Origin of the sequence: Variovorax sp. PBL-H6, from assembly GCF_901827155.1 — a bacterium.
GTDB lineage: Bacteria > Pseudomonadota > Gammaproteobacteria > Burkholderiales > Burkholderiaceae_C > Variovorax.
Genome location: NZ_LR594659.1, coordinates 5053228 through 5079922, shown reverse-complemented (window position 1 = coordinate 5079922; position 26695 = coordinate 5053228). Strand labels below are relative to the sequence as shown.

27 protein-coding genes and 1 pseudogene are annotated in these 26695 nt (G+C 66.7%); 17 read left to right on the top strand and 11 right to left on the bottom strand.

Translation table 11 applies throughout. The features are described 5' to 3' along the window. Position 1: 1 nt before the first annotated feature. Entirely contained in the window at positions 2-844 is an 843-nt protein-coding gene (locus G3W89_RS24075) for an AAA family ATPase (RefSeq protein WP_162576523.1), read from the bottom strand. A gap of 161 nt (positions 845-1005) precedes the next feature. On the opposite strand from G3W89_RS24075, the gene G3W89_RS24070 reads away from it, so the two are divergent. Then, a complete protein-coding gene (locus tag G3W89_RS24070; RefSeq protein ID WP_162576522.1) occupies positions 1006-1689 on the top strand; it encodes a c-type cytochrome in 684 nt (227 codons plus the stop codon). A 74-nt stretch (positions 1690-1763) separates the two neighbouring features. Here the strand turns inward: G3W89_RS24070 and pcaG are convergent, their stop codons facing one another. After that, entirely contained in the window at positions 1764-2372 is a 609-nt protein-coding gene (gene pcaG, locus G3W89_RS24065; RefSeq protein WP_162577626.1) for a protocatechuate 3,4-dioxygenase subunit alpha, read from the bottom strand. A gap of 16 nt (positions 2373-2388) precedes the next feature. Next, positions 2389-3117, bottom strand: a complete 729-nt coding sequence (pcaH, locus tag G3W89_RS24060) for a protocatechuate 3,4-dioxygenase subunit beta (protein WP_162576521.1) — start codon at positions 3115-3117, stop codon at positions 2389-2391. Between the two features lie 101 nt (positions 3118-3218). Between pcaH and G3W89_RS24055 the strand changes: the two genes are divergently transcribed. Continuing rightward, on the top strand, positions 3219-4178 hold the full coding sequence (locus tag G3W89_RS24055) for a LysR substrate-binding domain-containing protein (protein WP_162576520.1): 960 nt from the start codon (positions 3219-3221) through the stop codon (positions 4176-4178). Here G3W89_RS24055 and G3W89_RS24050 read toward each other — a convergent pair. Then, entirely contained in the window at positions 4154-4588 is a 435-nt protein-coding gene (locus G3W89_RS24050) for a DUF1841 family protein (RefSeq protein WP_162576519.1), read from the bottom strand. The two genes, G3W89_RS24055 and G3W89_RS24050, sit on opposite strands and share 25 nt — an antisense overlap. Positions 4589-4649: 61 nt before the next feature. Between G3W89_RS24050 and G3W89_RS24045 the strand changes: the two genes are divergently transcribed. Continuing rightward, entirely contained in the window at positions 4650-5600 is a 951-nt protein-coding gene (locus G3W89_RS24045) for a LysR family transcriptional regulator (protein WP_162576518.1), read from the top strand. 52 nt (positions 5601-5652) lie between these two features. On the opposite strand, the pseudogene G3W89_RS24040 reads toward G3W89_RS24045, so the two are convergent. The 7 genes and pseudogenes from G3W89_RS24040 to G3W89_RS24010 form a co-directional block, all read right to left on the bottom strand. Next, positions 5653-6705: pseudogene (locus tag G3W89_RS24040) on the bottom strand (NADH:flavin oxidoreductase/NADH oxidase); the annotation flags it as partial. Positions 6706-6759: 54 nt separating this feature from the next. Further along, complete coding sequence (locus G3W89_RS24035) at positions 6760-7488, bottom strand: SDR family NAD(P)-dependent oxidoreductase (RefSeq protein ID WP_162576516.1); 729 nt, start codon at positions 7486-7488, stop codon at positions 6760-6762. Further along, positions 7485-8249 (bottom strand): SDR family NAD(P)-dependent oxidoreductase, encoded by a 765-nt coding sequence (locus G3W89_RS24030; protein ID WP_162576515.1) that lies wholly within the window; start codon positions 8247-8249, stop codon positions 7485-7487. Before G3W89_RS24030 ends, G3W89_RS24035 begins: the two co-directional genes overlap by 4 nt. 57 nt (positions 8250-8306) lie before the next feature. Next, entirely contained in the window at positions 8307-9245 is a 939-nt protein-coding gene (locus G3W89_RS24025; RefSeq protein WP_162576514.1) for a polysaccharide deacetylase family protein, read from the bottom strand. A gap of 18 nt (positions 9246-9263) precedes the next feature. Next, positions 9264-10166: a polysaccharide deacetylase family protein gene (locus G3W89_RS24020; RefSeq protein ID WP_162576513.1), complete on the bottom strand. Its 903-nt coding sequence runs from the start codon at positions 10164-10166 to the stop codon at positions 9264-9266. 28 nt (positions 10167-10194) lie between these two features. After that, entirely contained in the window at positions 10195-11796 is a 1602-nt protein-coding gene (locus G3W89_RS24015; protein WP_162576512.1) for an ABC transporter substrate-binding protein, read from the bottom strand. A 49-nt stretch (positions 11797-11845) separates the two neighbouring features. Beyond that, entirely contained in the window at positions 11846-13381 is a 1536-nt protein-coding gene (locus G3W89_RS24010) for a M81 family metallopeptidase (RefSeq protein ID WP_162576511.1), read from the bottom strand. Between the two features lie 126 nt (positions 13382-13507). On the opposite strand from G3W89_RS24010, the gene G3W89_RS24005 reads away from it, so the two are divergent. From G3W89_RS24005 to G3W89_RS23940, 14 genes are all read left to right on the top strand, one after another. Next, the gene (locus G3W89_RS24005) at positions 13508-14521 is read left to right on the top strand and encodes a LysR family transcriptional regulator (RefSeq protein WP_162576510.1); all 1014 of its coding nucleotides are present in this window, start codon (positions 13508-13510) and stop codon (positions 14519-14521) included. 154 nt (positions 14522-14675) lie between these two features. After that, positions 14676-15188: a hydroxyquinol 1,2-dioxygenase gene (locus G3W89_RS24000; protein WP_162576509.1), complete on the top strand. Its 513-nt coding sequence runs from the start codon at positions 14676-14678 to the stop codon at positions 15186-15188. Between the two features lie 23 nt (positions 15189-15211). Next, on the top strand, positions 15212-16219 hold the full coding sequence (locus tag G3W89_RS23995) for a hydroxyquinol 1,2-dioxygenase (protein WP_162576508.1): 1008 nt from the start codon (positions 15212-15214) through the stop codon (positions 16217-16219). An 81-nt stretch (positions 16220-16300) separates the two neighbouring features. Next, a complete protein-coding gene (locus tag G3W89_RS23990; RefSeq protein ID WP_162576507.1) occupies positions 16301-18049 on the top strand; it encodes an FAD-dependent oxidoreductase in 1749 nt (582 codons plus the stop codon). Next, positions 18046-18417 carry a c-type cytochrome gene (locus tag G3W89_RS23985; protein WP_162576506.1) on the top strand — a complete coding sequence of 124 codons (372 nt, stop codon included), beginning with the start codon at positions 18046-18048 and terminating at the stop codon, positions 18415-18417. The genes G3W89_RS23990 and G3W89_RS23985 overlap by 4 nt, the downstream gene beginning before the upstream one ends. A 16-nt stretch (positions 18418-18433) precedes the next feature. Continuing rightward, positions 18434-18910 (top strand): nuclear transport factor 2 family protein, encoded by a 477-nt coding sequence (locus G3W89_RS23980; protein ID WP_162576505.1) that lies wholly within the window; start codon positions 18434-18436, stop codon positions 18908-18910. Between the two features lie 72 nt (positions 18911-18982). After that, positions 18983-20446, top strand: coding sequence for an aldehyde dehydrogenase family protein (locus G3W89_RS23975; protein ID WP_162577625.1), 1464 nt, complete (start codon positions 18983-18985; stop codon positions 20444-20446). A gap of 86 nt (positions 20447-20532) precedes the next feature. Next, positions 20533-21600: a maleylacetate reductase gene (locus G3W89_RS23970; protein ID WP_162576504.1), complete on the top strand. Its 1068-nt coding sequence runs from the start codon at positions 20533-20535 to the stop codon at positions 21598-21600. Positions 21601-21649: 49 nt separating this feature from the next. Beyond that, positions 21650-22906, top strand: coding sequence for an ABC transporter substrate-binding protein (locus G3W89_RS23965; RefSeq protein ID WP_162576503.1), 1257 nt, complete (start codon positions 21650-21652; stop codon positions 22904-22906). Continuing rightward, positions 22903-23622, top strand: coding sequence for an ABC transporter ATP-binding protein (locus G3W89_RS23960; protein WP_162576502.1), 720 nt, complete (start codon positions 22903-22905; stop codon positions 23620-23622). The genes G3W89_RS23965 and G3W89_RS23960 overlap by 4 nt, the downstream gene beginning before the upstream one ends. Further along, positions 23619-24320: an ABC transporter ATP-binding protein gene (locus tag G3W89_RS23955; RefSeq protein WP_162576501.1), complete on the top strand. Its 702-nt coding sequence runs from the start codon at positions 23619-23621 to the stop codon at positions 24318-24320. The genes G3W89_RS23960 and G3W89_RS23955 overlap by 4 nt, the downstream gene beginning before the upstream one ends. A 9-nt stretch (positions 24321-24329) precedes the next feature. Then, complete coding sequence (locus tag G3W89_RS23950) at positions 24330-25190, top strand: branched-chain amino acid ABC transporter permease (protein ID WP_162576500.1); 861 nt, start codon at positions 24330-24332, stop codon at positions 25188-25190. Positions 25191-25194: 4 nt separating this feature from the next. Further along, the gene (locus G3W89_RS23945; protein WP_232076708.1) at positions 25195-26226 is read left to right on the top strand and encodes a branched-chain amino acid ABC transporter permease; all 1032 of its coding nucleotides are present in this window, start codon (positions 25195-25197) and stop codon (positions 26224-26226) included. A gap of 189 nt (positions 26227-26415) precedes the next feature. Further along, a complete protein-coding gene (locus tag G3W89_RS23940) occupies positions 26416-26688 on the top strand; it encodes a hypothetical protein (protein ID WP_162576499.1) in 273 nt (90 codons plus the stop codon). Positions 26689-26695: the final 7 nt, after the last annotated feature.

The window sequence follows — 26695 nt, the reverse complement described above, 5'->3', positions numbered from 1 at the left end:
CTCAGCGGTTGTGGCGTTGCATGAACACCAGTTTCTCGAACAGCGTCACGTCCTGCTCGTTCTTGAGCAGCGCGCCCACGAGCGGCGGCACGGCGACCTTGTCGTCCTTGCTTTGCAGCGCCTCGAGCGGGATGTCCTCGGCCACCAGCAGCTTGAGCCAGTCCAGCAGTTCGGAGGTGGACGGCTTCTTCTTCAGACCGGGCAGGTTGCGCACGTCGTAGAAGGTCTTCATCGCAGAGGCGAGCAGTTCCTGCTTGAGGCCGGGGAAATGCACCGCCACGATGCTCTTCATGGTCTCCGCATCGGGGAACTTGATGTAGTGGAAGAAGCAGCGGCGCAGGAAGGCGTCGGGCAGCTCCTTCTCGTTGTTCGACGTGATGAAGACGACGGGCCGGTGCTTCGCCTGGATCAGCTCGCGCGTCTCGTAGCAGTAGAACTCCATGCGGTCGAGTTCGCGCAGCAGGTCGTTGGGGAATTCGATGTCTGCCTTGTCGATCTCGTCGATCAGGAGCGCCACCGGCGCATCGGCGGTGAACGCTTGCCACAGCACACCCTTGACGATGTAGTTGTGGATGTCCTTCACGCGCTCGTCGCCCAGCTGTGAGTCGCGCAGCCGGCTCACCGCGTCGTACTCGTACAGGCCCTGCTGGGCCTTGGTGGTCGACTTGATGTGCCACTGCAGCAGCGGCAGCCCGATCGAGCTGGCCACCTCTTCCGCGAGCATCGTCTTGCCGGTGCCGGGCTCGCCCTTGACAAGCAGCGGGCGCTTGAGCGCGATCGACGCGTTGACCGCGAGCATCAGATCCTGTGTGGCGACGTAGTTGTCGGAGCCCTTGAATTTCATGGATGGCGTAGTGCAGAGAGGGGGGTGGATGAATGACTCAACATTCCATTCATCTGCGTCGCGCAACGACCGAGTGCCTCACGCACGGGACTGCCTGGAGCCCCCGCATATAATCAAATGTTGACTTGAAAACCAGTTCTCCACGAGATTGTGCGCGCAAAATGAACAAGTTGTTGTCTACGGTATTTGCCCTCGCTGTCGCTTGCGTGACGGTCTCCGTCCAAGCCCAGAAGATCACGGGCAACGCCGAAAACGGCTCGAAGAAGGTGGCGATGTGCGTCGGCTGCCACGGCATCATCGGCTACCAGGCCAGCTTTCCTGAAGTCCACAAGGTTCCGATGATCGCGGGCCAGAGCGCCACCTACATCGTCTCGGCCCTCACGGCCTACAAGGGCGGCGACCGCAAGCATCCGACGATGCGCGCCATCGCCGATTCGCTGAGCGAGCAGGACATCGCCGATGTCGCGGCTTACTACAGCCAGCTCGGCGTGCAGGAAGGCGATGCACCACCGGCCGCCGCCGCCAAGCAGCCCGGCGAACGCGTGCAGGCCCTGATTTCGCGCGACAAGGACAACGCCTGCACCAAGTGCCACGGCGCCAACTTCAACACGCCGAACGATGGCACCGTCGCCAAGCTGGCGGGCCAGCACGCCGACTATCTCTTCGTCGCTCTCAAGTCGTACAAGACCGAGAAAAACCTGCAGATCGGCCGCTCGAACGGCGTGATGAGCCAGCAGGCCAAGAAGTTCAGCAACGCGGAACTGAAGGAACTGGCCAGCTACATCAGCTCGTTGCCGGGCGAGCTCAAGACGGTGCCGGAATCGCGCATCCACCACACGAAATAAGAAGCGCACTCCACAAACAAAAGCCCGCTGCAAGCGGGCTTTTTTGTGCCGTTGCCGGCCTTCGTCCTGTCTGTCTAGACGTCGAAGAACACCGTCTCGTTCGGCCCCTGCATGTGGATGTCCAGGCGGTACGTGACCTGCCCACCGGTCTCGCTGCGCTGCGCCACCAGCGTCTGCCGCCGCTCGGCCGGCACACTGGCCAGCACCTTGTCCTCGGCGTTGGCCTTCGCCTCGTCATTGAAGTAGATGCGCGTGAAGGCGTGCAGCAGCATGCCGCGCATCAGCACGATCACGTTGACATGCGGCGCTTCGCCGGGCGATTCGGCACCGGGCTTGACGGTGTGGAACACGAAGCGCTTCTGCGCATCGGTGCCGGTGCCCACGCGGCCGAAGGCACGAAAGCCGATGGCCTGCGCGTCCTCCACCGATTGCGGGTAGGCGCCGGTGCCATCCGGCTGGCTGATCTCGACCAGCGCGTCGTCGATCGGCTTTCCGTCGCCGTCGATCACCCGGCCTTCGATGCGGATGCGCTCGCCACGTGCGTTGTCGAGTGCGAGCACGGCGTCGAAGGGCTGGTCGAACGCGTAGCCGTACTGGGTGGCCGTGAGGCCGTAGGCGAAGTAGGGGCCGACCGTCTGCGAAGGGGTCTGCCCGAAGTTGGTTTCGAGTGCGCTCATCATGATGCGTATTTCCTGCGCTTCAGCGGTTTTCAAAAGGCGTCTCGTCGGCGCCGCGCAGCACCATGTCGAACACATAGCCCAGCGCGTAGCCCTCTTCGGTGACGTCGAGGCTGAAATCGGCGATCAACCGGTTGCGCACCTTCTCCGGCGTGCCGGTGATCATCGGGTCGTACTGCAGCAGCGGGTCGCCCGGGAAGTACATCTGCGTCACGAGTCGGCTGGCGAAATGCTCACCGAACAGCGACAGGTGGATGTGCTGCGGCCGCCAGGCGTTGGGATGGTTGCCCCACGGGTAGGCTCCGGGCTTGATGGTGAGGAAGCGGTAGCGGCCCTCGTTGTCGGTCAGGCACCGCCCCGCGCCGAGGAAGTTCGGGTCCAGCGGTGCATCGTGCTGGTCCACCTTGTGAACGTAGCGGCCGCACGCATTGGCCTGCCAGAGCTCGACCAGCGTGTTGCGCACCGGCCGGCGGCGCTCGTCGAGCACTTGGCCGGTGAGGATCATGCGTTCGCCCAGCGGCTCGCCGTTCCTGCGCGCGTTGCGGGTAAGGTCGCTGTCCAGCTCGCCGATGCTGTTGTGACCGTACACGGGCTGGCGCAGTTCGCCAAGCGACGCCTTGAGTGGAATCAACGCCTGCGTCGGCCCGCGCTTGGCGGTCGACTTGTAGCCGGAATAGACGTAGGAAGGATGGCTGGGCCAGTCGCGCGGCGTGAGAGTGGGTAGCACGCCGCCGTGCGGGGAAACGCTCATGAATTTGTCTCCGGGTTCGTGGGAATGGGATCCACTCTATTCATGCGCACTGCTGATGTAAATTGACGTCCTCGCGATTTTTCATAAGCACTGGTAATTGAATGGCGGCCAAGCCCGACACCTTCCTGCGCAACGTGCAGCTTCGGCACCTGCGCTGCCTGGTGGCCGTGGCGCAAGAGCGCCATCTGGCGCGCGCGGCCGAGCGGCTGGCGTTGAGCCAGCCCGCGGTGTCCAAGACCCTGGCCGAACTCGAAGCCCTGGCCGGCGCACGGCTCGTGGAGCGCGGCAGTGCAGGGCGGCGTGGCATACAGGGCCTCACAGCCGCCGGCGAGCAGCTGCTGGCGCACGCGCTGCGCGTGCTGGAGGCCCTCGATGCCAGCGCGCAGGCCCTGATGCCCGCTTCAGGCGAGCGCCTGCAGCGCCTGCGCATCGGCGCTCTGCCCAGCGTCGCGCCGTCCCTGCTGCCAACCGCATTGGCTGCGCTGCGCGAGCGTCTGCCCTTGGTGCAAGTGCAGGTGCAGACCGGCGCCAACGCACCCTTGCTCGATGCGCTGCGCGCCGGCGAGCTGGACCTCGTGGCCGGCCGCATGAGCGACCCGCAGCTGATGGCGGGCCTCACCTTCGAGTTGCTCTACACCGAGCCCCTCGCCCTCGTGGCGCGCGCGGGCCATCCCCTGTCCGAGGCGGCCCCTTCGGTGCAGGACGTGCTGCGCTATCCGCTGGTGATCTACGGCGAGGGCACGATCCCGCGCCACCACACCGAGAGCTTCCTGTCCGGCCTCGGCCTGCGCCTGCCTTCGCACGGCACCCAGACGCTGGACCTTTCCGTGGCTCGCGCGCTGCTGCTGCGTTCGGATGCCGTGTGGTTCACGCCCATCGGGGCTGCCCGCGACGACGTTGCAAGCGGCCAGCTGGTGCGCCTTGCGGTCGACACCGCGGGCACCGAGGAGCCGGTAGGCCTGCTGTTGCGTACCGATGCCGAGCCTTCGGCCGCGCGCCAGGCATTGATCGCGCTGCTGCGCGACAGCGGTGCGGCTCAGACGCGCGTGGCGCGCCGCTGAACGCAGGCCACGTAGGCCTCGCCGTCAGGGGGGCGGCCGGCGCGCTGGCTCTCCCACATCATCTGCCCCAGGCATTCCATTGCCTCGTGATGCGCCTCCAGCAACGAGTCGCGGCGCGCGGCCAGCAGCTCGACGGCCTGGCGGATGCCGCGCGGCTGGTCGATGGAGCACTGTTCGCTGATCGTCAGGTGCATCGAGAGATGCAGGAACGGGTTCTCGCGCCCGTCGGCGCCGTCGTAGACGCGCACCACCGCTGCCTCGGCGTCGGCCAATTCGGCGTGGTACTCGGGGTGCTCGTCGATCCAGCGGCTGGCGATGATCTCCAATGCCTCCATCGGCAGGCCCTGCCGGCTCTTGGCGTAGACATCGCAGAAGAACCGACGCACTTCCTCTTGGGTGGGATTGAACATGGGCCAAGGTTAGCACCGGCCCCAAGGCCGCACGCGGCTGCCGGCCGCTACATTGCGGGCCATGGACCGACTTGAAAACATAGAGACATTCGTCCGGGTTGCGCAGACGCAGAGCTTCGCCGAGGCGGCCCGGCAAATGCGCGTGGCCAAATCGGTGGTCACCACACGCGTAAAGCAGCTTGAAGAACACGTTGGCGCGCCACTGTTCCACCGCAGCACGCGCGTGGTTCGGCTCAGCGATGTCGGGCAGGCCTTCCTGCGCGATTGCACCGAACTCGTGGGGCGCGCCCACGACGTCATGGACCAGATGCGCGGCGCGCGTGCCGGCCCGACCGGCGTCCTGCGCATTCATGCGCTCACCGGGTTCGTGCTGGGCCACCTGGCGTCGGTGCTGCGCGCCTTCCAGGCCAGCTACCCCGACATCCACCTCGAGCTGATCGTGAGCGATGTGGTGGTCGATCCGGTCAAGGCGGGGGTCGACTGTGCGCTGCAGATCTTTCCGGCTGCTTCTACCGAGTTGATCGCGCGCCCGCTGTTCCCCGTGCGCCGCGTGTTCTGCGCCACGCCCGAGTACCTGCGCACGAACGGCGTGCCGCAGACGCCGCGCGACCTGCACAAGCACCGGCTGGGCCTCTACTCCGCCTATCCGAGCCGCGACCGCTGGACCTTCCATCACGAGGGCGAGCAGGTGACGATCTACATGACCGCAGCCTTGCTGACGAACAGCGTGCACCTGCTGCGCGAATACGCGCTGGAGCATGCCGGCATCGTGTGCCTGCCGACGCTGGTGGCGGGGGATCCGATCCTTCGGGGGGAGCTGCAGGTGGTGCTGCCGGAGCACCAGCTGTCCTCGTTCTCGCTCAATGCGGTGTATGCGGAGACTTCGCGCAATGCGTTCAAGCTCAAGCTCTTCATCGAGCACATCACGGCGGCGTTCACGCGTGTGGCGCCTTGGGATGCCGCAATGGTGGAGCGGGGCTTGCTGCCCGCAGAGCTGGTGGCTGACGTTTAGTGAGCCAGGCGCCGTGGGCGACATCCTTCAGCCTGCTTCCCGGCCACACGGAAGGGCAAGCCCGGGCGTACTGCTTCGGGTAGTCGATGTCCGCGCCCAGAACGCGCGCCGCCTCATACGGCCAATGGGGGTTGTCGATGAAGGCCCTGGCGAGCGCCACCATGTCCGCCGAGCCCGCCAGGACGAGTTCCTCGGCCTGCCGCGGGTCGACGATCATCCCGACCGCCCACACGGGCATGTCGACGGCCTCCCGGACAGCGCGGGCGAACGGAACCTGATAGCCGGGCGCAATGCGGATCTGGGCCGGCACGAGGCCACCGGACGTCACGTCGACGAAATCCGATCCCCGGCGCTGCAGTTCCCTGGCAAAGGTCATGGTCTCGGCGATCGAAATGCCGCCTTCCACCCAATCCGACCCGGTGATCCTTGCGCCGATCGCGACCTGTTCCGGCGCGGCGGCGCGCATCGCCTCGAAGACCTCCAGCGGGAAGCGCATGCGGTTGTCCAGGCTGCCTCCGTACGCATCGGTGCGCCTGTTGGAGAGCGGGGACAGGAATTGATGCAGCAGATACCCGTGCGCCGCGTGCATCTCGATCACGTCGAAGCCCAGGCGCACGGCCCTCCGGGTCGCATCGGCAAAGGCCTGCCGGATGCGTTCCAGGTCGGCGCGCCCGCATGCGACGCAATCCGTGCCTTCCACCTCCGACGCGGACCATAGGCGCCAGGGGTCGTCATGCGGACCCAGCGGAGCCCCGCCGGCCCAGGGCGGCTGGCAGGAGCCCTTGCGCCCGGCATGATTGAGCTGGATGCCGAAGCGGCCACTGCCGATGCTCCGGCAGACGGCCAGCGTGTCCCGCAGTGCCGCTTCGTTGGCGTCGGAATAGAGCCCCAGGCAGCCGTGCGTGATGCGGCCGGCGCGTTCCACGGCCGTTGCCTCGACCATGACCAGTCCCGCGCCGGAGCCGGCGAAGCCGCCCAGATGCACCCTGTGCCAAGGGGTGGCGCTGCCGTCCTCTGCCGAGTATTGGCACATCGGTGAAACCACGATGCGATTGGCGAGCGTCCGTGTGCCGAGGGAGATGGGTGAGAAAAGCGCAGAAGCCATGGGGAGGTCAGCTGGAAGGAAGGGCGTCGGTCCGGCGCCCGATCTGGGATCGATTCAGTTTCGCGTGCGCGAGGCGAGCCATCCACCGTCGACGGCGATCACCTGCCCGTTCACATAGGCCGCATCCTCCGTGCAGAGGAACGCGATGACCGCCGCCACCTGCTCCGGTGTGCCGACGCGCGCGAGCGGGGTTCCGCCGATCATGGCCTTCCGGTAGCCCTCGTCGCCGTCCAGCCGCGCCGACGTCATCGGTGTGCGGATCACGCCCGGCGCCACTGCATTGACGCGCACGCCCTGGCTCGACAGGTCCGCGACCAGCTGGCGGGTCATCTGCGAGATGCCGGCCTTGCTGACCGCATAGGCTGTCGATGTCGGATAGCCGGTCTCGCCGAAAACGGAGGAGACATTGACGATGCTCGCATCGGGCCCGAGCAGCGGCAGCATGTCGCGGGTCAGCCGCAGCACCGCGCGAAGGTTGGTGCCCAGCACGCGGTCGATGAGCTCGTCGTCGCTTTCCGCGAGCGACCTGGCTGCACCGATGCCTGCGTTGTTGATCAGGCAATGCACGGGGCCCATCCGGCGGGCCTCGGCCACAACGCGTGCGGGGGCCTCGTGCGATGCCAGGTCGATTGCCAGGCGCTGCACCGGGAGCGCCTCGATGTCCTGCACATCGAGGTCGACCGCCAGCACCTGCGCGCCTTCCGCCAGGAAGCGCTCGACAGTGGCGCGGCCGATGCCGCGGTTGGCCCCGGTGATGACGGCCGTCTGCCCTCGCAGTCTCATGCGAGTCGCCCTCCGTCCACGGGAAGGGCCACGCCCGTCAGGTACGAGGCGCCGGGACTCGCGAGAAACAGCGCAGCCTCGGTGATCTCGTCGGCGCGGCCGAATCGGCCGGCGGGGATGCGCCGCAGGTACAAGGCCTCGCGTGCCCGCCGCTCCTCGGCATCGCCGGCGGCGCCGAAGGTCGCCTCGAGCATGGGTGTCTCGATCGAACCGGGGCACACGCAGTTGGCGCGAATGCCCTCGGCCGCATGCACGACGGCCAGGCTGCGCGTCAACATCACCACCGCGCCCTTCGACGCTGAATAGGGGCCCAGCGCCGTGCTGCCCGCGAGGCCGGCGGTGGAACCGAAGGTCACGATGCAGCCCTTCTTTCGGCGCAAGCGTGGCAGTGCATGCTTGACGGCGAGGAAGGTGCCGCGGACATTCACGTCGAAGATCCGGTCCCATTCCTCCACGTCGCAGTCCTCGATGGAGCTGCCGTTGCCGATGATGCCGGCCGCCGTCATGAGCACGTCCAGTTCTTCCGGCACGTCGCTGCTGCCCCAGGCCTCGGCGGTCTGTGCGGGCGAGGACGTATCGCACACGACGATGCGCGCCGCCGGTCCGATGCGATCGGCGGTATCCCGGAGCCCGCGTTCGCTCACGTCGATGAGGACCACGCGATGCGCGCCCTCCTGTGCCAGCCGGATCGCTGCATCGCGGCCGAGGCCGGAGGCGGCGCCCGTCACGACGGCTGACATCCCTTCGAAGCGTTCTTTCATGATGAAGACCAGGAGTTGAGAGGGTAGTGGGTACAGGCGGTGCCGCTGTTCGGGCGTTCAGCTCAGACTGCCGGCGTGGTCCTGCCAGATGCTGTCCTCGAGTTGCAGCGTGGTCGCCGCCGGATAGCTGCGGAGCCAGTAGTCCGCGCAGGCCTGGCTGGTGGGGTTCCACACGTCCCCGACGGTCCGCACGTGCGCGAGGAATCGATCCAGCATGCGCAGGCGGTGCAGCCAGCCCGAGTTCTTCGGATGGATGGTCATCTCGAAATATCGTCCTCGCTCATGCTGTGCGGCGAATTCGTGGTGCCAGTTGCGTGCCAGGAAGTCCGGGTTCTCCAGCCCCGAGCCTCGGCTCGGGTACATCATGAAGAACTGGTCGTCGAAGTGGTAGTAGTAGGGCAGTGCCAGGATGTTCTTGCGGCGCTCGAAGTCGACGACCCAGTAGTGCGGGATGTCGTCGGCCGGGCTGTTGCCCATGTAGGTGTAGCCCTCGTCGATCAGCAGCTCCATCGTCGAATCGCTGATCGTGCCCACCGCGAAAGCGTCGCCCGGTCGCGGCAGCGCGAACCATCCGGCCGGACGCACACCGGTCACGTCGGCCAATATGTGCGTCGCCTGTTGCAGGCGTGCCTGTTCCTCGGGCCTTGCGAGGGTGCTCACGTCCTCGTGCGCGAGACCTTGCGCGGCGATCTCGTGGCCGGCCGACAGGATCTTGCGAATCTTCTCAGGGTAAGCCTGCGCGACCACGGCGGGGACCGCGAAGGTGGCTGCGAAGCTGTGTTGAGCGAGACAGGCGAGCAGCGACTCGAGCCCCTCGGCCAGCGTGAAGTACGCGTCGCTGCTGTCCAGGTCCGCAGGGCGGATGCCGGCCGGTCCAGTCGCCACGCTGAGGTTGACCACGATCTTCACGCAGCATCGCGCGCCGCCGGGCCAGCGGATCGATGCGTCCGGCAGGCTCTTCTCGTCGGAGATGGTGTAGCCCTCTTTCCACGGCATGGCTTCGTGTCTCCGGGTTCAGAATTTCAGGGACCTGGGCGGAAAGTTCGCCAGCACGTACTGCGCCAAGGCCGCGCAGGTCGGAAACCAGACCCCTTCCTTGCCCTTCATGCGCTCGATCAGCTGCCCCAGCAGGCGAGTTCGCAACGCCCGGCCGGATACGAACGGATGCAGGCAGATGTTCAGGTAGCCGTTGCCCAACTCGTATTGCTGTTCGAACGCGTCCCACCACATGTCCATGATCCGTTCCGGGTCCGTCAGTCGCTGTGCCTGGGGCTCGCTCGTGAACCAGCCGAAGTTGTAGAACTGCGCGTCGTCGATCGAGAAGTGGAAGGGCAGGATCAACAGGCAGTTCTCCAACCTGTCGTCGGCCGCGTAGTAGGGAAGGCGGCTTGTCGTCTCCGCGCTGTTGTAGAGATAGCCTTCGTCCTTCAGGAATCCTTGCTCGTAATAGCTCCGGGTCCCGATGGGGCGCACGCCGCCGATGCGGGTGAGCGCGTCGGCGGTCCTGCGGATGTGGTCACGCTGGAGTTCCTCTTCCTTCGGCGTCAGGTGCTCCCACATGTGATCCGCCAGCTCGTGCCCGCTCGCAGCCGCGGCGCGCAGCGCCTGCGGGTAGAGCTCGCAGATCCTGCCCGGCGTGAAGAAGGTCGCCTTGACCCCGTGCGTGTCGAAGAGCTCGATCAAGCGCCAGATGCCCACGCGGCCGCCAAATTCGCCCTTGGCCTTCTGCATGGGCGGCTCGTCCAGCGCGCGGCGGTAGAGCATCGCGTCGAAGTCGGCAGTGAAGTTCACCGCGATCCGGATCCCGTCGGGATAGCGGAAGTTCTCGATGATCTCGTGGCGTGCCTCGAAGGCGCGGGCAGCGTCGCTCCAATCTTCAGCGCCGGAGCGGGACGAAGGGCCCGGGCCTGGCGTCATGTCGCGCTCGCGCCTGGAGGACGGCGGGCTACTTGAAGTAGATGTCATCGTATGGCGACAGGGCGCCCCAGATCGAGGTCGGCGGGTTGGCCATCCGGTTGGTCACCACCGTGCGGTAGCCCTGGGTGGTGAGAAAGGCCACGGGCAGCTCGTCGGTCACGATCTTCTGGAACTCTGCGTAGTCGGCCTTCCGCTTGGCCACGTCCACCTCCTTGCCGGCCTTCTCCAGCAACTCGTCGACCTTCGGATTCTTGTAGGACTGCGTGTTGGACCAGACGATCGGCTTGATGTTGCTCGACAGGTAGGTCCGATGCACGCCGATCACGGGATCGCCCCAGTTGAAGGTGCCGTCGATCGAGACATCGAAGTCGTGGTCCGCCATCCGCTTGGCCCAGGTCGGGAAGTCCGGCTGCGGCCGGATCTCGACCGTGATGCCGATCTTCTTCAGTTGCGAGCGCAGGTACTCCGCGCCGTTCTTCGACCATTCGTCGGCACCAGGAAAGTAGTCCATGGTGAGCTTGAAGCGTTCGCCGCCCGGGCCCGCCTTGTAACCGGCGTCGTCGAGCATCTGCCCCGCCTTCTTCAGGTCCAGCGGGTAGCGCACCAGGTCCTTGGTCGCGAAGGGGCTGGAGGGATGCAGTGGCCCCTCGAGCGGCTCGGCGTAGCCGCCCTGCAGCGCCTTGGCGATGAACTTGCGGTCGATGGCCGTGGCAATCGCCTTGCGCACCGCGACGTCCGAAAACGGCTTGCGCGTCAGATTGAAGGCGAGCCAGGTGACGCCGCCGAATCCTTCGTAGCCCTTCGACAGGACGGCCACCTTGTTGTTGTCCGCGAGCCGGTTCAGGTTGGCCGGCTTGGAGGCGAAGGGCATCATCTGCGCGTCGCCGCGCTCGAGCCCCAGCGTGGCGGTGGTCGCATCGCTCGACATTGCCACGATCACCTTGTCGAGATAGGGCTTGCCCTCGAGAAAGAACTTGTCGAACTTCTCCAGCACGATCCGGTCGTTCGGCTTCCATTCGACCAGCTTGAACGGACCCGACCCGACCACGTCGGCGCTGTTGCGGGGGTGCGTCTTCAAGTCCCGCCCATCGCCGTAGATGTGCTTGGGCATGATCGGGCAGAGCGCAGGCGACATCGCCAGCAGGATTGCGGGATGCGGTGAGCGCAGCCGGACGATCGCGGTGTGCGGATCGGGCGTATCGACCTTCTCCACCGGCGCCAGCATGGTGTTGAAGGGGTGATTCGCCTTGATGGCCATGATCGAGAAGGCGACGTCGGCCGATGTGACCGGCTGGCCATCGTGGAACACCGCGTTCTTGCGCAGGTTCAGCGTGAGCGAGAGGCCGTCGGCCGACAGGGACCATTTTTCGGCCAGGTACGGCTGCGGGTTCCACTTGTCGTCGAAGCGCAGCGGGCTGGCGAATAGCTGGGTCGACGGAATGCCGGTGGCCCACCCCGACTGCACCGCCCCATTCAGGTGGCGCGGCGAATCGATGGTTGCAACCACCAGCGTCCCGCCCTTCTTGATGTCCTGGGCAGCGGCGGGAAGGACGCACGCGGCCGAGGCGATGGCCAGCGTGGACAGGACGAGCGACGCGCGGCGCGTCAGGGAACGGTTCAGCATGTACATCCTCATGTCGTGAAAGTGCTTTCTGCCTCCGGCCATCGGCCGTCAGCCCTCAGGCCGACAGCGCAGCCGGTGCCTCGTAGCTCAGGGATCGATCGAGCGTTGCATCTTCGTCCAGTGGGTAGATGGGGCGTCGCAAGTGGGTGAAAGGAAATTGGGTGTAGTCGGAACTGCAGACCCCGGGCCCCGCGACCATCAGGATGTGCTTCGCCCCCTGCTCGAAGCCGGCGCGGAAATGCTGGCGCGACTTGATCAGCACGTAATGCGCCGCCATCGGGTCGAGCCCCGCATGCGTGAACACGCCGGTGTCGAAGGGCTCCTGGGGCTTCTCGCACACCATGACCGACACGCCGCGCACGTCGATGACCGCGGTGCGTCCGAGGCTCAGCTGCATGCCCGTGAACATCGGGCCGGTGACGCGGTAGCGGCCGTCCGTGATGCAGCGGACGCGGCCGCTGAGCCTCAGGGGCTCGCCCTCGAGGTTCAAGGCCGGCGTGTCGGTCTTTCCACCCACATCCACGGTCACCTCCCGGCCCTCGCCGGCTTCAATGATCTTCGCCACGGCTTGCGGGTCCCAGAAGGGACCTGCGATGACCTGCTCCAGGCCTTGATGCAGCACCTCGCGCAGCACACGCATGTTGTCCGTCGGGCCCCCGGCACCGCAGTTGTCGCCGTGGTCGACCAGCAGCACCGGCCCCTCTTGCAACGTCCTTGCATGGGCGATGGTGTGTTCCAGCGGCTCGCTGGTATAGACGAACTCCTGGCGCCGGGACCAGGCCTGAGCGGCCAGTTCGTCCATCAGGCGTCGTGCCGCGTCCATGCGTCCGGCATCTGCCACGATCACGATGCCGAGGCCCACGTGCGGGATGTCCGCCAGCGGAAAGCCTCCGAAGACCGACGCATTCAGGACTTCACCTTCAAGCTCTGCGGCCATCGCGCGATCCATGATGTCCTTCATCGGCTGCCGGCTCGGCGCCTGGCAGAGCATGTGGGTGAGCATCGGCAGCGTGCGCCACAGGATGCGAGGCGCCGCTTCCCCGCGCAAGCTCGCCATCAGCGTGCGCGCCGCGCGAACGCCGGTCTCGTACATGTCCGTATGCGGATAGGTGCAGTAGCCCGCGATCACTGTCGCATGGCCCACCAGCTCGGCGCTGAGATTGGCGTGGAAGTCCAGGGCCACTGCGATCGGCACCCTCGGGGCTGCCATGCGAATCCTGCGCAGGAGTTCGCCTTCGGCGTCGGGAAACCCATCGGCCACCATGGCGCCGTGCAGGTCCAGCATCACGGCGTCGCAGCCTTGCTCCACCGCCGCCAGGATAGTCCGGGCCATCGACTCGAATGCCTGCGCGGTCACAGTCCCGCTGGGGACTGCGTTGGCCAGCAGCGGCATCACCACCTCGCCGCCCTGAGCGCGTGCGATATCGATGAACGCGGCGGCGGCACAGGCCGTTTCCCTGCAAGCCTGAATCGCTGCCTCCCCATAGGCCGGGCCGTCGGCGCCAGTGCCTCGGGAGAACGCGCTCAGCGGCGTCGGGATCGGCGAGAAGGTATTGGTTTCATGCCGCATGACGGCAACGACAAATCTCATGGGGCCTGACTTCAGCGAGGAATGAGCCGCAGTCTAGGATGAGTCCAACGCAACCAAAAGTGAGATATTCTGCAGGAGAGTTGAGTGTTTGGTTAACATTCGAAAGCCTCTCGCCCATCGACTCCCATGCCCTCCGATGTCTCGGTTCACGCGCTCATCGCGCGCCTCAAGCTGCGCCACCTGCGGGTGATGGTTGCGCTCAGCGAACTCGGCAGCCTCGCGCGCGTTGCGGAGCAGTTCCACATCAGCCCGGCCGCCATCTCGAAAACACTGGCCGAGGTCGAGGACATCGCCGGCGCCGAGCTTTTCGAACGCGGCCGTCGCGGCATGCATCCGACCGAGGTGGGACAGGAGGTCATCCGTTGCGCCACCTTCGTCAATGCCCAGCTGATGCAGATGGCGGAGTTCTTGCAGTCGACCCGCGAAGGCACGCGGGGCCGGCTGAGCATCGCGTTTCGCACGCTCTCGGTGCAGCCGCTGCTCGCGCAAGCCGTGTGCGAATTCCACGAGGCGAATCCGCTCGTCAGCGTCAACGTGACCGAAGGCGCGGTCGGTGACCTGATCGACCAGATCACCGAAGGCGAACTCGACCTTCTGTTCGCTTACGAAGATCCGCGCTTCGAACGGAGCGACTTGCTGAGCACGCCCGTCGTCGACGGGCAGCGGCTGGTCATCGTCGCGGGCGTCCATCACCCCTTGCTCCAGCGCCCGAATGTCAGCGCCGGGCAGTTGACGCAGCAGCAATGGCTCCTTCCTGCATGGGGTTCGCGGCTGCAGCATCACCTGGAGGCCTCCTTCCATGCCCACAACCTGACGCCGCCGACCCGCGGCATCCGCACCAGCGACGTACCCATGACGCTTTACGTGCTGCGCAATGCGAACTTCCTCGCGGTGCTGCCGGTCCGTATCGCGGCGCAACTGGTTTCGGCGGGCGTGGCGAAGACGCTGCGCTTCAACCTCGCCAGCCGCGTCGAGCCCGTGGTCGTCGTCCGCAACGCAGTGCTGAAGCCGCGCAGATCGGCCGCGGTCTTCCTCGACTTCATCATGCGTCGGGCGATCGATACCGGGGTGCTCACGGCAGATTCGCGCACCGAGACGAGCTCTGGCGAAAACGGCAGCGTCGACGGGCATGAACGCTGACGGGCGGTGGCTGCCGTACCGGGAAAACCCTGCCGATTGACCGCAGCCGCCGAACAATGCGGCCCGCCTTTGGTACCTACCGTCGGCGACCCTTGCTTCCTACAGTTCGTTCCATCGCAGCAGCGCTGCAACGACGACCCCAGGAGACAAGCCCATGACAGCCACCGCCTACCAGACCCGCTTCGGTTCGCTCAAGCAATACGACAGGGGTCACGTCGAGCCCATCGCCGATGACGTCAAGCACTACGCGATGTCCAATTGCTTCGACATCGCGAGCAAGAGCCAGCCCTACGAGAAGGTCGTGTTCGGTCAGAACCAGATCTACGTCCTCGAGACGTTGCGCGCCGAAGGCAGCTCGCCCTGGTACACCTGCGCGCACGACGAGTTCGCGCTCGTGATGGACGGCGAGGTCGAGGTGCACCTGGTCAAGCTCGACGCGGCCCAGGCCGTCGCCGATGAAGAGAAGAACGGCGCGGTGCTCGTCAAGGGTGAACCCCGGGGCCAGAAGATGGGGTGGATGAAGCTCACACGCGGCCATCAGGGCCTCCTGCCGAAGAACACCGCCTACCAGTTCCGCAGCGTCGGCGACCCCGGCGTGATCGTGCTGCAAACCTGCAAGGGCGATCTCTCCGTCGAGAAGTGGGCCGACATCTGCCAGACCCACTGAACCGAACTTCGAGGAGTCCCACCATGAACGCACCCGCAGAGCTCGCCAACGTCTTCGCGTCGCAACCGGACGCCACGCTCGGCTACAAGACATTCACGCTCGGCAGCTTCGGCTTCCGCCGCGACGAGTACTTCGCGCATATCACCTGGAAAACCCGCGACGGCCGCCCGATGAGCCACACCATGGACGCCGGCAACTACCTGCGCGCCCTGATGCGCGACGTGGCCTGGGGCTTCTTCTATGGATGGGTCAACTTCGACGACGTGGTCGGCACCGTCAACCACTACCAGTCGGTCGACCTCTACGCCGGCAGCTACAACGGCACCATGAAGGAAGCCGGTATCGACCTGCTGGAGAACTTCCCCACCGCCCAGATCCGCGCCACCTTCGAAGCCATGCTCGACGACTGGACCAACGAGAGCTTCGACCCCTTCTCCGCGCCGCAGGAAACCGGCTCCCCCTATGGCCGCAAGAACGGCAACAACACCGCCAAGATCACCCGTGCCCGCGAGCTCGCCAAGCGCTGCGTGGGCCTGAAGGACGACCTGCGGCTGCGCAGCGACGATACCGGCGCACCCGTGAACCGCGCATTTGCCGATGTGCCGCAGGGCCAGCCCGAGCTGCACCCCGAGCCGGGCTTCGAGAACGAAGTCCATGCCTTCAACCTCTTCGGCTTCCTGAGCCGTTCGCAGGTCACGTGGAACCCGAGCTTCACTTCGGTCGTCAAGCACAGCTTCATGTGCCCGACCACGGAGGAGCACATCCTGCCGATCATCCACGGCAACGATCGCGTCGAATGGTTCTTCCAGATGACCGACGAGATCCACTGGGACTGCGGCGACAAGAACACCGGCCGCCCCATGGCCCGCGTGATCATGAAGGCCGGCGACATGGCCGCCATGCCCGCCTACTGCCGCCACCAGGGCTTCAGCCCGAAGCGCTCGATGCTGCTGGTGTGGGAGAACGGCTCGCCGAGCCTGGTCTACGAGATCCAGAAGGGCGAGAGCCCGGAGATCCCCGTGAGCTTCTAAGGCGATAACGCGCCGCACTTGCGGCGCGTCCTTCTGAGCTTCGCTTCCTTCAGCTTCGCTTCCTTCTTGAGGAGACAACAAATGGCAGACCGAATCCGGTCCGATGCCGGGGCGAAATCGCGCCGGCGATTCATGCAGCAAGCCGGCGCGGGCTCGGCAGCCGTGGCGGCAGCGACCCTGGGGCTCGCATCGCAAGAGGCCGACGCGGCAACGGCTCCCGCATTCGACGCCACCTACGACATCGTCGTCGCCGGCAGTGGCGCCGGCGGGCTGGCCTCGGCGTTGTTCGCGCGCTGGCAGGGCAACAGCGCGGTGATCCTGGAGAAGGCCGGCAGCATCGGCGGCACCACCGCCAAGGCCGCCTTCTGGTACTGGGTGCCGAACAACGAGGCCATGAAGAAGGCGGGCATCGCCGACCCCAAGCCCGACTTCCTGAAGTACGTCGCGCGGCTGTCGAACCCGCAGGGCTACGACCCGGACCATCCGCGTTACGGCTTCACGCAGTGGGAGTACGACATGTGCTCCGCCTTCTACGACAGCGCCTCGCCCGCGGCAGAACTGCTTGCGGCCAAGGGCGCGCTGCCCTACCGCCACGTGGCCGACGTGCCCGACTACTTCGCCGAGCTGCCCGAGAACAAGGCGCCCAAGGGCCGCGTGCTGGTGCCCAGCGAGGCGATCCCCAGCATGGCCGACGGCGGCCTGGTGGCAGTGCGCACGATGTCGACCAAGGCGCGGCAGGACGGCATCCCGATCCGCACCGGCATGCGTGTCACGAAGATCCTGCAGGACAAGAGCGGCCGCGTGATCGGCGTCGAGGCCAGGGACGAGCTCGACGCGACCGTGCGCCTTCGTGCCCGCAAGGCGGTGATCTTTGCCACCGGCGGCTTCACCCACAACGTCGAGCTGCGCAGGAACTTTCTCAACGGCCCGATCTTCGGCGGCTGCGCGGCACCGAGCAACGAAGGCGACTTCGTCCCGATCGCCGGCGCCCTGGGCGCGCAGCTGCGCAACATGAACTACGCCTGGACCTGCCCCATCCCGCTGGAGAAGGCCGTTGCAAGGGACGGCTCCATCTCCGGCATGTTCTCGGTGGCCGGCGACTCCATGCTCTTCGTCAACAAGTACGGCCGGCGCAACGTCAACGAGAAGCTGCAGTACAACGAGCTGGCCCAGACCTTCTTCGAATGGGATGGCGCCAAGGCCGAGTACCCCAACCTCGTGCGCATCGCGGTCTGGGACGAGCGCTCACAGCAGAATTCGGCCAGCGCGGAGTACGGCCGGTTGATCGTGCCGCCCGGCACCGACGACCGCCACGTGATCAAGGGCGCAACGCTGGCCGAGCTGGCGCGCGGCATCGACGAGCGCTTCGTCAAGTACGCGAGCGTGGTCGGGGGCGCGCGGCTCGCGCCCGAGTTCCTGCCCAACCTGCAGGCCGCCATCGCGCGCTTCAACCAGTTCGCGAAGACCGGCAAGGACCTGGACTTCCACCGCGGCGAGCGCGTCGTGGAGCAGCTCTTCAACGGCGACGTGAAGGCGGAGCCCGGCCGCAGCAATCCGACGATGTGGCCGCTGGCCGATGCCGGCCCGTACTACGCGGCGCTCGTGGTGGCCGGCACGCTGGACACCAAGGGCGGTCCCAAGACCGACACGAACGGCCGTGTGCTCGACGCCCGCGAGCAGCCGATTCCCGGGCTCTACGGCGTGGGCAACTGCGTCGCCTCGGCATCGGGCCGCGCCTACTGGGCGGGCGGCGCAACCCTGGGTCCGATCATCGCCTTTGCCTATCGCGCGGCGAACGCGGCCCATGCCGAGGGCAGGGGGGCTGCATGAAGACCTCGCTGCTGCTGCCGCTCGCTGCGTTTCTCTTGCTCGCCGCGAGCCTTGCACAAGCACAGTCACCCGGCCAGCGCCTCGCGCAGTCGGCCTGCACGCAATGCCATAGCTTCGGCAAGGGCGAGCCGAACGGCGTCGGTCCCAATCTCTACGGCCTGCTCGGCAAGCCTGCCGCGGCGAGCCCCGGCTTCACCTATTCGAAGCAGTACCTCGATGCGATGAAGGGCAAGACCTGGGACCGGACGCTGCTCGACAAGTGGCTCGCCGACACCCAGGCCCTCGCGCCCGGCAGCACGATGGCCTATTTCCAGGACGACCCGAAGAAGCGCGCCGCGCTCATCGAGTACATGCAGTCACTCAAGTGAAAAAAGGAGATCCACCATGGCCCTCACCCGTCAAACCATGACCGACGAGCAACGCAAGTCGGTGGCGCTCGAATACCTCAAGGCCTACGACAACGGCGGCGTCACCTCCACCGGCGGTTCCATCCTCGACCTGTTCGCGAGCGATGCGCAGGTCTACTTTCCCAAATGGGGGCTGGCCAATGGCAAGGACGAGATCGGCAAGCTCTTCGGCGAGGTCGGCAGCCGCGGCAAGGCCATCCGCCACGACTACGCCGGCTTCAACTGGATCTTCACCGGCACCGACCTGTTCGCCTGCGAAGGCACGAGCTCCGGCGAGCACGCGGATGGTCCCTGGCGTGCCGGCGTTCCCGAGTGGGGCGCGGGCCGCTGGTGCGATGTGTTCGAGGTGCGCGACTTCCTCATCCAGCGCTGCTTCATCTATCTCGACCCCGACTATGCCGGCAAGGACACCACGCGCTATCCCTGGCTGGCCGGCAACCCTGCCAACAGCTGAAGTTGGCGATAGGGAGCGCTTCTCATCATGAATCTTGCAGACATCCAGCGAGCCGCCGGCCTCGAGACGCCGATCCGCCACCAGCTCTTCATCGACGGCCGCTTCGTCGATGCCGAGTCCGGCGAAACGCTCGCCACCCTCAACCCGCACGACAACTCGACGATTGCCCAGGTGGCGCTGGCCGGCAAGGCCGACGTCGACAAGGCCGTGGCCGCAGCAAAGCGCGCGTTCCCGGCATGGAGCCGCATGGCCGCGGCCGATCGCGGCCGCATCCTGTTGAAGCTTGCCGACCTGATCGAAGCCAACACCGAGGAGCTGGCCCGGCTCGAGTCGCTGGACACCGGCCATCCCGTGCGCGACTCGCGCCGCCTCGACGTGCCGCGCACCGCGGCGTGCTTCCGCTACTTCGGCGGCATGGCAGACAAGTTCCAGGGCGAGACCATTCCGGTGGAAGCGGGCTTCCTCAACTACACCTTGCGCGAGCCGGTCGGCATCGTCGGCCAGGTGGTGCCGTGGAATTTCCCGCTGATGTTCACCAGCTGGAAGATGGCGCCCGCCCTCGCGGCCGGCAACTGCGTCGTGATGAAGCCGGCCGAGATCACGCCGCTCTCGTCGCTGAAGATCGTCGAGCTGATGGCCGAGGCCGGCATGCCCGAAGGCGTGGTCAACATGCTGCCGGGCCTGGGCAGCGTTGCGGGTCAGTACATCGCCGAGCATCCGGAGATCGCCAAGATCGCCTTCACCGGCAGCACTGCCACCGGAAGGCGCATCGTCCAGGCCAGTGCCGGCAACCTCAAGAAGGTGCAGCTGGAGCTGGGTGGCAAGGGCCCCAACATCGTGTTCGACGACGCCCACCTGCAGGCCGCCATCAACGGCAGCGCGTGGGCCATCTTCCACAACCAGGGGCAGGCCTGCATCGCGGGCTCGCGCCTGATGCTGCACGAGAGGATTGCCGACGCCTTTCTCGACAAGTTCATTCCGCTGGCGCAGTCGATTCGCCTGGGCAACCCGCTGGACGACGCCACCGAGATGGGGCCGCTCACCAGTGCCCAGCATCGCGAGCGCGTGCTGAGCTACGTCGAAGTCGCGAAAGGCGAGGGCGGCGAGGTGCTCGCCGGCGGCAAGTCGCCGGGCGGCGACCTGGCCGGCGGCTGCTATGTCGAACCGACGGTGGTGCGTGCCAGGTCCTTCCAGGACCGCGTGGCGCAGGAAGAGGTCTTCGGCCCCTTCGTCACCGTGCTCACCTTCAAGGACGACGAGGAGGCGCTGCGCATCGCCAACGGCACCGACTACGGCCTCGGCAGCGGCCTGTGGACCACCGATCTCCAGCGGGCCCACAAGGTTGCACGCGACCTGCACGCAGGCATGGTGTGGATCAACAGCTACAAGCGCGTGAACCCGGGCTCGCCCTTCGGTGGCGTGGGCCAGAGCGGCTACGGTCGGGAGATGGGCTTCGACGCGATGCGCGAGTACACGCAGGTCAAGAGCGTGTGGGTCAATGTCGATGCGCAGATTCCGCCGCACTTCGTGCGATGAGCCCGTCGTGGACCGAAGAGAATTCGACGGCCGCGCGGTCCATCCGCCGGCCTGAGTTCGAACATCCACCAAGGAGAAAGGCGACGATGCGCGACTTCATCTACACCAGCCAGCCGCAACGCGTGGTCTTCGGCGCCGGCAGCCTCGCACACCTGGGCCGCGAGATCGAGGCATTGGGGGCGCGTCGTGCGCTGGTGCTGTCCACGCCCGAACAGCGCGGGCAGGCCGAGCGCGTGGCGGATCTCCTCGGCGCGCAGGCCGCGGGCATCTTCGACCGCGCCGTCATGCATGTGCCGATCGAAACCGCGCGCGAGGCCCGCGAGGTCGCGCGCCAGCTCGGCGCCGATTGTGCGGTGGCGATCGGCGGCGGCTCCACCACCGGCCTCGGCAAGGCCATTGCGCTCGACTCGGGCCTGCCGATCCTGGCGATTCCCACGACCTACGCGGGCAGCGAGATGACACCCATCTACGGCCTGACCGAGGCGGGCCTCAAGAAGACCGGCAAGGACCCGCGGGTGCTGCCGCGCACCGTCATCTATGACCCCGAACTCTCGCGCAGCCTGCCCGTGAGCCTGAGCGTCACCAGCGGCATCAACGCCATTGCGCACGCGGCCGAGGGCCTGTATGCGCAGGACAGCAACCCGGTGATGGACCTGATGGCCGAGGAGGGCATCGCGGCCATTGCGCGAGCGCTGCCGGCGATCCGGCGCAGCCCGGAGGACATCGAAGCGAGGTCCGATGCGCTGTACGGCGCCTGGCTGTGCGGCACCGTGCTGGGCAATGTCGGCATGGCGCTGCACCACAAGCTGTGCCACACGCTGGGCGGCAGCTTCAACCTGCCGCATGCGGAGGTGCATACGGTGGTCCTGCCGCATGCGATTGCCTTCAACGCCGAAGCGGCGCCGCGCGCGATGCAGCGCATCGCCCGCGCGCTCGGCACCGCGAACGCAGCCGATGGCCTGCAGGCACTCGCACGCGACAACGGCGCACCTGTCGCGCTGAAGGACATCGGCATGAAGGAAGCCGACCTGGACCGCGCCGCCGAGCTCGCGGTGAGCAATCCCTACTGGAACCCGCGCCCCTTCGGCCCGGCCGAGCGCGATGCGATCCGCGCGCTGCTGCAGCGTGCCTACGTGGGCGCGCCGCCCGGCTGAAGACATCCACCTGGTTTTGTGCAGGCAGACAACGAAGAAGGAGACAACCATGACCCTCAATCGCAGGCAGTTCACCCAGGCCGCTGCAGCGCTGGCCGCCGGCGGCGCCGCGCCGCTGGTGTTCGCCGCCGACACGCTCAAGATCGGCTACGTTTCGCCGCAGACCGGCCCGCTCGCGCCCTTCGGCGAGGCCGACAAGTGGGTCATCGACCAGATGAAAATGGCCTTCAAGGACGGCATCGCCATCGGCGGCAGGAAGTACGCGGTGCAGATCGTGCTCAAGGACAGCCAGTCCAACCCCAATCGTGCCGGCGAGGTCGCCAACGACCTGATCCTCAAGGACAAGGTGGCGCTGGTGCTGACCGCCGGCACGCCCGAGACGGCCAACCCGGTGAGCGATGCCTGCGAACTCAACGAGGTGCCCTGCGTGTCCAGCGTGGTGCCCTGGCAGCCCTGGTTCTTCGGGCGCAAGGGCGATCCGGCCAAGGGCTTCGCCTGGACCTACCACCTGTTCTGGGGGCTGGAGGACGTCATCGCCAACTTCACGAACGGCTGGAAGACGGTCAGTACCAACAAGAAGGTGGGCGGGCTCTTCCCCAATGATGGCGACGGCAACGCCTGGGGCGACAAGGAGCTCGGCTTCCCCAAGCCCTTGTCGCAGATGGGCTTCACGCTCACCGACCCGGGCCGCTTCCAGAACGGCACGCAGGACTTCAGCGCGCAGATCGCGGCCTTCAAGCGCGACAACGTCGAGATCGTGACCGGCGTGGTGATCCCGCCCGATGCCAAGACCTTCCTGACGCAGGCACGGCAACAGGGCTTCAGGCCGAAGGTCATCACGCTGGGCAAGGCGCTCCTCTTCCCGGGCGCGATCGAGGCGCTGGGCGAGCTCGGCAACGGCCTTTCGACCGAAGTGTGGTGGAGCCCTTCGCATCCGTTCACGTCCAGCCTGACGAAGCAGAGCGCCAAGTCGCTGGCCGAAGCCTACGAGGCCGGCGCGAAGAAGCAGTGGACGCAACCCATCGGCTTTGCGCATGCGCTGTTCGAGGTGGCGGCGAATGCGCTCTCGCGGGCCAGGTCGACCCAGGCCAGCGACGTGCGCGACGCAGTCGCGGCCACCTCGCTCGACACGGTGGTCGGGCCGGTGAAGTGGGGCGGCCAGGGCCCGTTCAAGAACGTCAGCAGGACGCCGCTGGTGCTGGGCCAGTGGAACAAGGGCCAGAAGTACAAGGTCGAGCTGAGCATCGTCAACAACGAGGCCGCGAAGAACATTCCTGCCGTCGGTACATTGCAGCTCCTGTCATGACGCTTCTCGCCCTGCATGGCGTGCGCAAGTCCTATGGCGCGCTCAAGGTCACAGACGACATCACGCTTGCAGTGGCCGAGGGCGAAACGCTGGGCATCCTCGGGCCGAACGGCGCGGGGAAGACCACGCTGTTCAACCTGATCTCGGGCGACGTTCGCGTCGATGCCGGGCGCGTGGAATACGAAGGGCGCGACGTGACCAGGCTCAAGCCGCACCAGCGCTGCCATGCCGGCATCGGCCGCAGCTACCAGGTGCCGCAGCCCTTCGGGAACATGAGCGTGTTCGAGAACCTGGTCACTGCCGCCTGCTTCGGCGGTGGGCAGCCCGAGCGCGAAGCGTGGGAGACCGCGCACGAGGTACTGGCGGAGACGGGGCTGATGGCGCATGCGAACAAGCCCGCCGGCGGGCTGACGCTGCTGGACCGCAAGCGCCTCGAACTGGCGCGGGCGCTTGCGACGCGGCCGAAGCTGCTGCTGCTGGACGAGATCGCCGGCGGGCTGACCGAGCCCGAGGCGAGGCAACTCGTGGAAGAGCTGAAGCGGATCAAGGCGCGCGGCGTGACGATGATCTGGATCGAGCACGTGGTGCATGCGCTGCTGTCGCTGGCCGATCGGCTGTTCGTCATCAACTTCGGGCAGAAGCTGGCGGAGGGGGAGCCGCGCGCAGTCATGAGCGATGCCGAGGTGCGGCGGGTCTACATGGGGATGGAAGCATGAGCGCGTTGCTCGAAGCCCGAGCCCTCCAGGCCTTCTACGGCGACGCCCAGGCCTTGTTCGGTGTCGATGTCTCGCTCGCCCAGGGCGAACTGGTCGCGATCATCGGCGCCAACGGCGCGGGCAAGTCCACGCTGCTCAAGTGCCTGACGGGCCTGGTGCGCGCCCCGCGCGAGGCGGTGCGCTTCAAGGGCGAGTCGATCGGCAGCCTGCCGCCCGGCGAGATCGTCAAGCGCGGGCTGGCGATGGTGCCTGAGGGGCGCCGCCTTTTCCCCAGCCTCAGCGTCGAGGAGAACCTGCTGATCGGCGGCCTCGCCGGCCGCAAGGGCCCTTGGAACCTGCAGCGCCTCTACGGCTTGTTTCCGATCCTGGCCGAGAGGCGCCACGACCCCGGCACCGCGCTGTCGGGCGGACAGCAGCAGATGGTCGCGCTCGGCCGCGCGCTGATGAGCAACCCCGAACTGCTGTTGTGCGACGAACTCTCGCTCGGCCTGGCGCCCATCGTGATACGCGAGATCTACGCCGCCATGCCCGCGATCACCGGCGAGGGCATGACGGTGGCGATCGTCGAACAGGACGTCACCATGGCCCAGCGCGTGTCGCAGCGCATCTACTGCCTGCAGGAGGGTCGCGTCTCGCTCACCGGCCGTTCCGACGCGCTGTCGCGCGAGCAGATCTCGCAGGCCTACTTCGGCGTCTAGGAGCGGACCATGATCGAAACCACCCTCCAGGGAATTCTCCTCGGCGGCTTGTACACGCTGTTCGCACTTGGTCAATCGCTGATGTTCGGCGTCATGCGCCTGACCAACACCGCGCAGGGCGACTTCATCATTCTTGGCGCGTTTGCTGTCGTTGCCGGCACCACGCTGGTGGGCGGCGCGCCCCTCATGGTCGCGTTGGGCGTGCTCCCGTTGGCCTTCGGCTTCGGCTACGCACTGCAGCGCTACGTGCTCAACGGCACGCTGGGCAAGGACCCGCTGCCGTCGCTGGTCGTGACCTTCGGGCTTTCGATCGTGATCCAGAACCTCCTGCTGGAACTGTTCTCTGCCGACCCGCGATCGATCGAGACCGGAGGCCTCAACGCGCAGGGCCTCGCGCTCGGCAGTTCGCTCTCGGTGGGCGTGCTGCCGCTGGTGATCCTCGCCGTGGCGGTCGCCGCCACCGCCGCGTTGCAGTGGCTCTTCGCGCGCACCGCGCTGGGCCGCTCCTTTCGCGCCGTGTCGGACGACCGCGAGATCGCCGAGCTGATGGGACTGGACGCCCGGAAGGTCTATGCCTTCGCGACGGCCATCGCCTTCGTGCTGATCGCCGTCGCCGGTGCGCTGCAGGGCATGCGCACCACCGTCTCGCCTTCGGACGGTCCGCTGCTGCTGCTCTTTGCCTTCGAGGCGGTGATCATCGGCGGCATGGGCTCGTTCTGGGGCACGCTGGCCGGCGCGATGATCCTGGGGATCACGCAGCAGATCGGCTTCAGGCTCGATCCGGGCTGGGGCATCTGGGTCGGGCACATCGTGTTCCTGATCGTGCTCGTCCTTCGGCCGCAGGGCCTGTTTCCCAAGACACGAGGCTGATGTCATGACCCGGAACCCGCCCCTCGCTGCAAGCTCCAGCACCACGCTGTCGGCATTCGATGTGGTGCGCAGCACCGCTGCGAGCCGCGCTGCGCTGGGTGCGGGTATCGTGCTCGTCCTGATCGCCGCCACCCTGCCTTTCTGGGGCGAATCCAGCTGGATGCGCGAGTTCGTCGAGATCGCGTGCTACCTCATCTTCGCGATCATGTGGAACCTGCTCGCAGGCTACGGCGGCATGGTCAGCATCGGACAGCAGGCCTTCTTCGGCTTCGGTGGCTACGTGATGCTCATGCTGGGCAACTTCGCGGGGGTGAATCCCTTCATCGCCATTCCCCTCGGCGCGCTGGCCGCGGCGCTGGTGGCGGTGCCGGTGTCGTTCGTCGCGTTCCGGCTCTCCGGCGGCTACTTCGCGATCGGCACCTGGGTCATTGCCGAGGTGTTCCGGCTCAGCTTCGCCAACGTCTCGGCCGTGGGCGGCGGATCGGGAACCACCCTCACCGCGCTGCGCGGCATCGGGAAGTCAGCGCGCGAGAGCGTCACCTACTGGATGGCGCTGGCCTGCGTGGTGGCGGCTGTCGCGCTGGTGTACCTGTTTCTTCGCAGCAAGCGCGGCCTGGCCTTGCTCGCGATTCGCGACAACGAGGTGGCCGCCGAATCGCAAGGCATTCCGGTGGCGCGGATGAAGCTCGCGGTCTACGTGGTCGCGGCCTTCGGCGCCGGTCTCGCCGGCGCGCTCTACTTCGTGGGCAACCTGCGCATCAGCCCCGACGCAGCCTTCAGCGTGAACTGGACCGCCTTCGCGATCTTCATGGTGGTGATCGGCGGCATCGGGCGCATCGAGGGGCCGCTGGTGGGTGCGTTGCTTTTCTGGGGGCTCAACAAGTTCCTGAGTGACTACGGGACGTGGTACCTGCTGGGCCTGGGGCTGCTGGCGATCGTGGTGACGATCTTCTTCAAGCAGGGGCTTTGGGGCTTCGCGCAACGGCGCTGGGGGTGGTCGCTGTTTCCGACGCAGCGGGTGCTGAGGGGCAACTGAGTAGCCACCTGCCGCCGCAACGCCCAGGTGCGCCCTCGCGGATCTGTGGCACGCATGCCACTGAGGATCGTGTTGTTTTGCACGCTTTGGCCGCATGCCTGCGTCCGGCAGGCAGGACGTGACTTTCGCCACTTCCGCGCGCCGCCTCTGAGGCGTTCAATGTCCTGACCGCCCTCACCGAGGCCCGTCATGATCACCACCCTGTTGAGCTCCTGCTTCCGCCTCTGGCGCCGCCCCGCAACGCGGCGGCAGCGCCTCGACGTCTTCGCCCATGCGCACGGCCAGACCATGCTGCTCGATTGCGAGCGGCACCAGCGAGGCTGGTCGGGCGTGGTGAAGATCCGCGAGGCCTCGCAGGAGCGCATCGTTCACGTCTGCGCCGAGCTGCGCAGCACGGCCGACGATGCACTGGGCGATGCGGAGCACGCCGCGCAGCGGCTCGCCCTGATGTTCGTGCAATGAGGCGCCG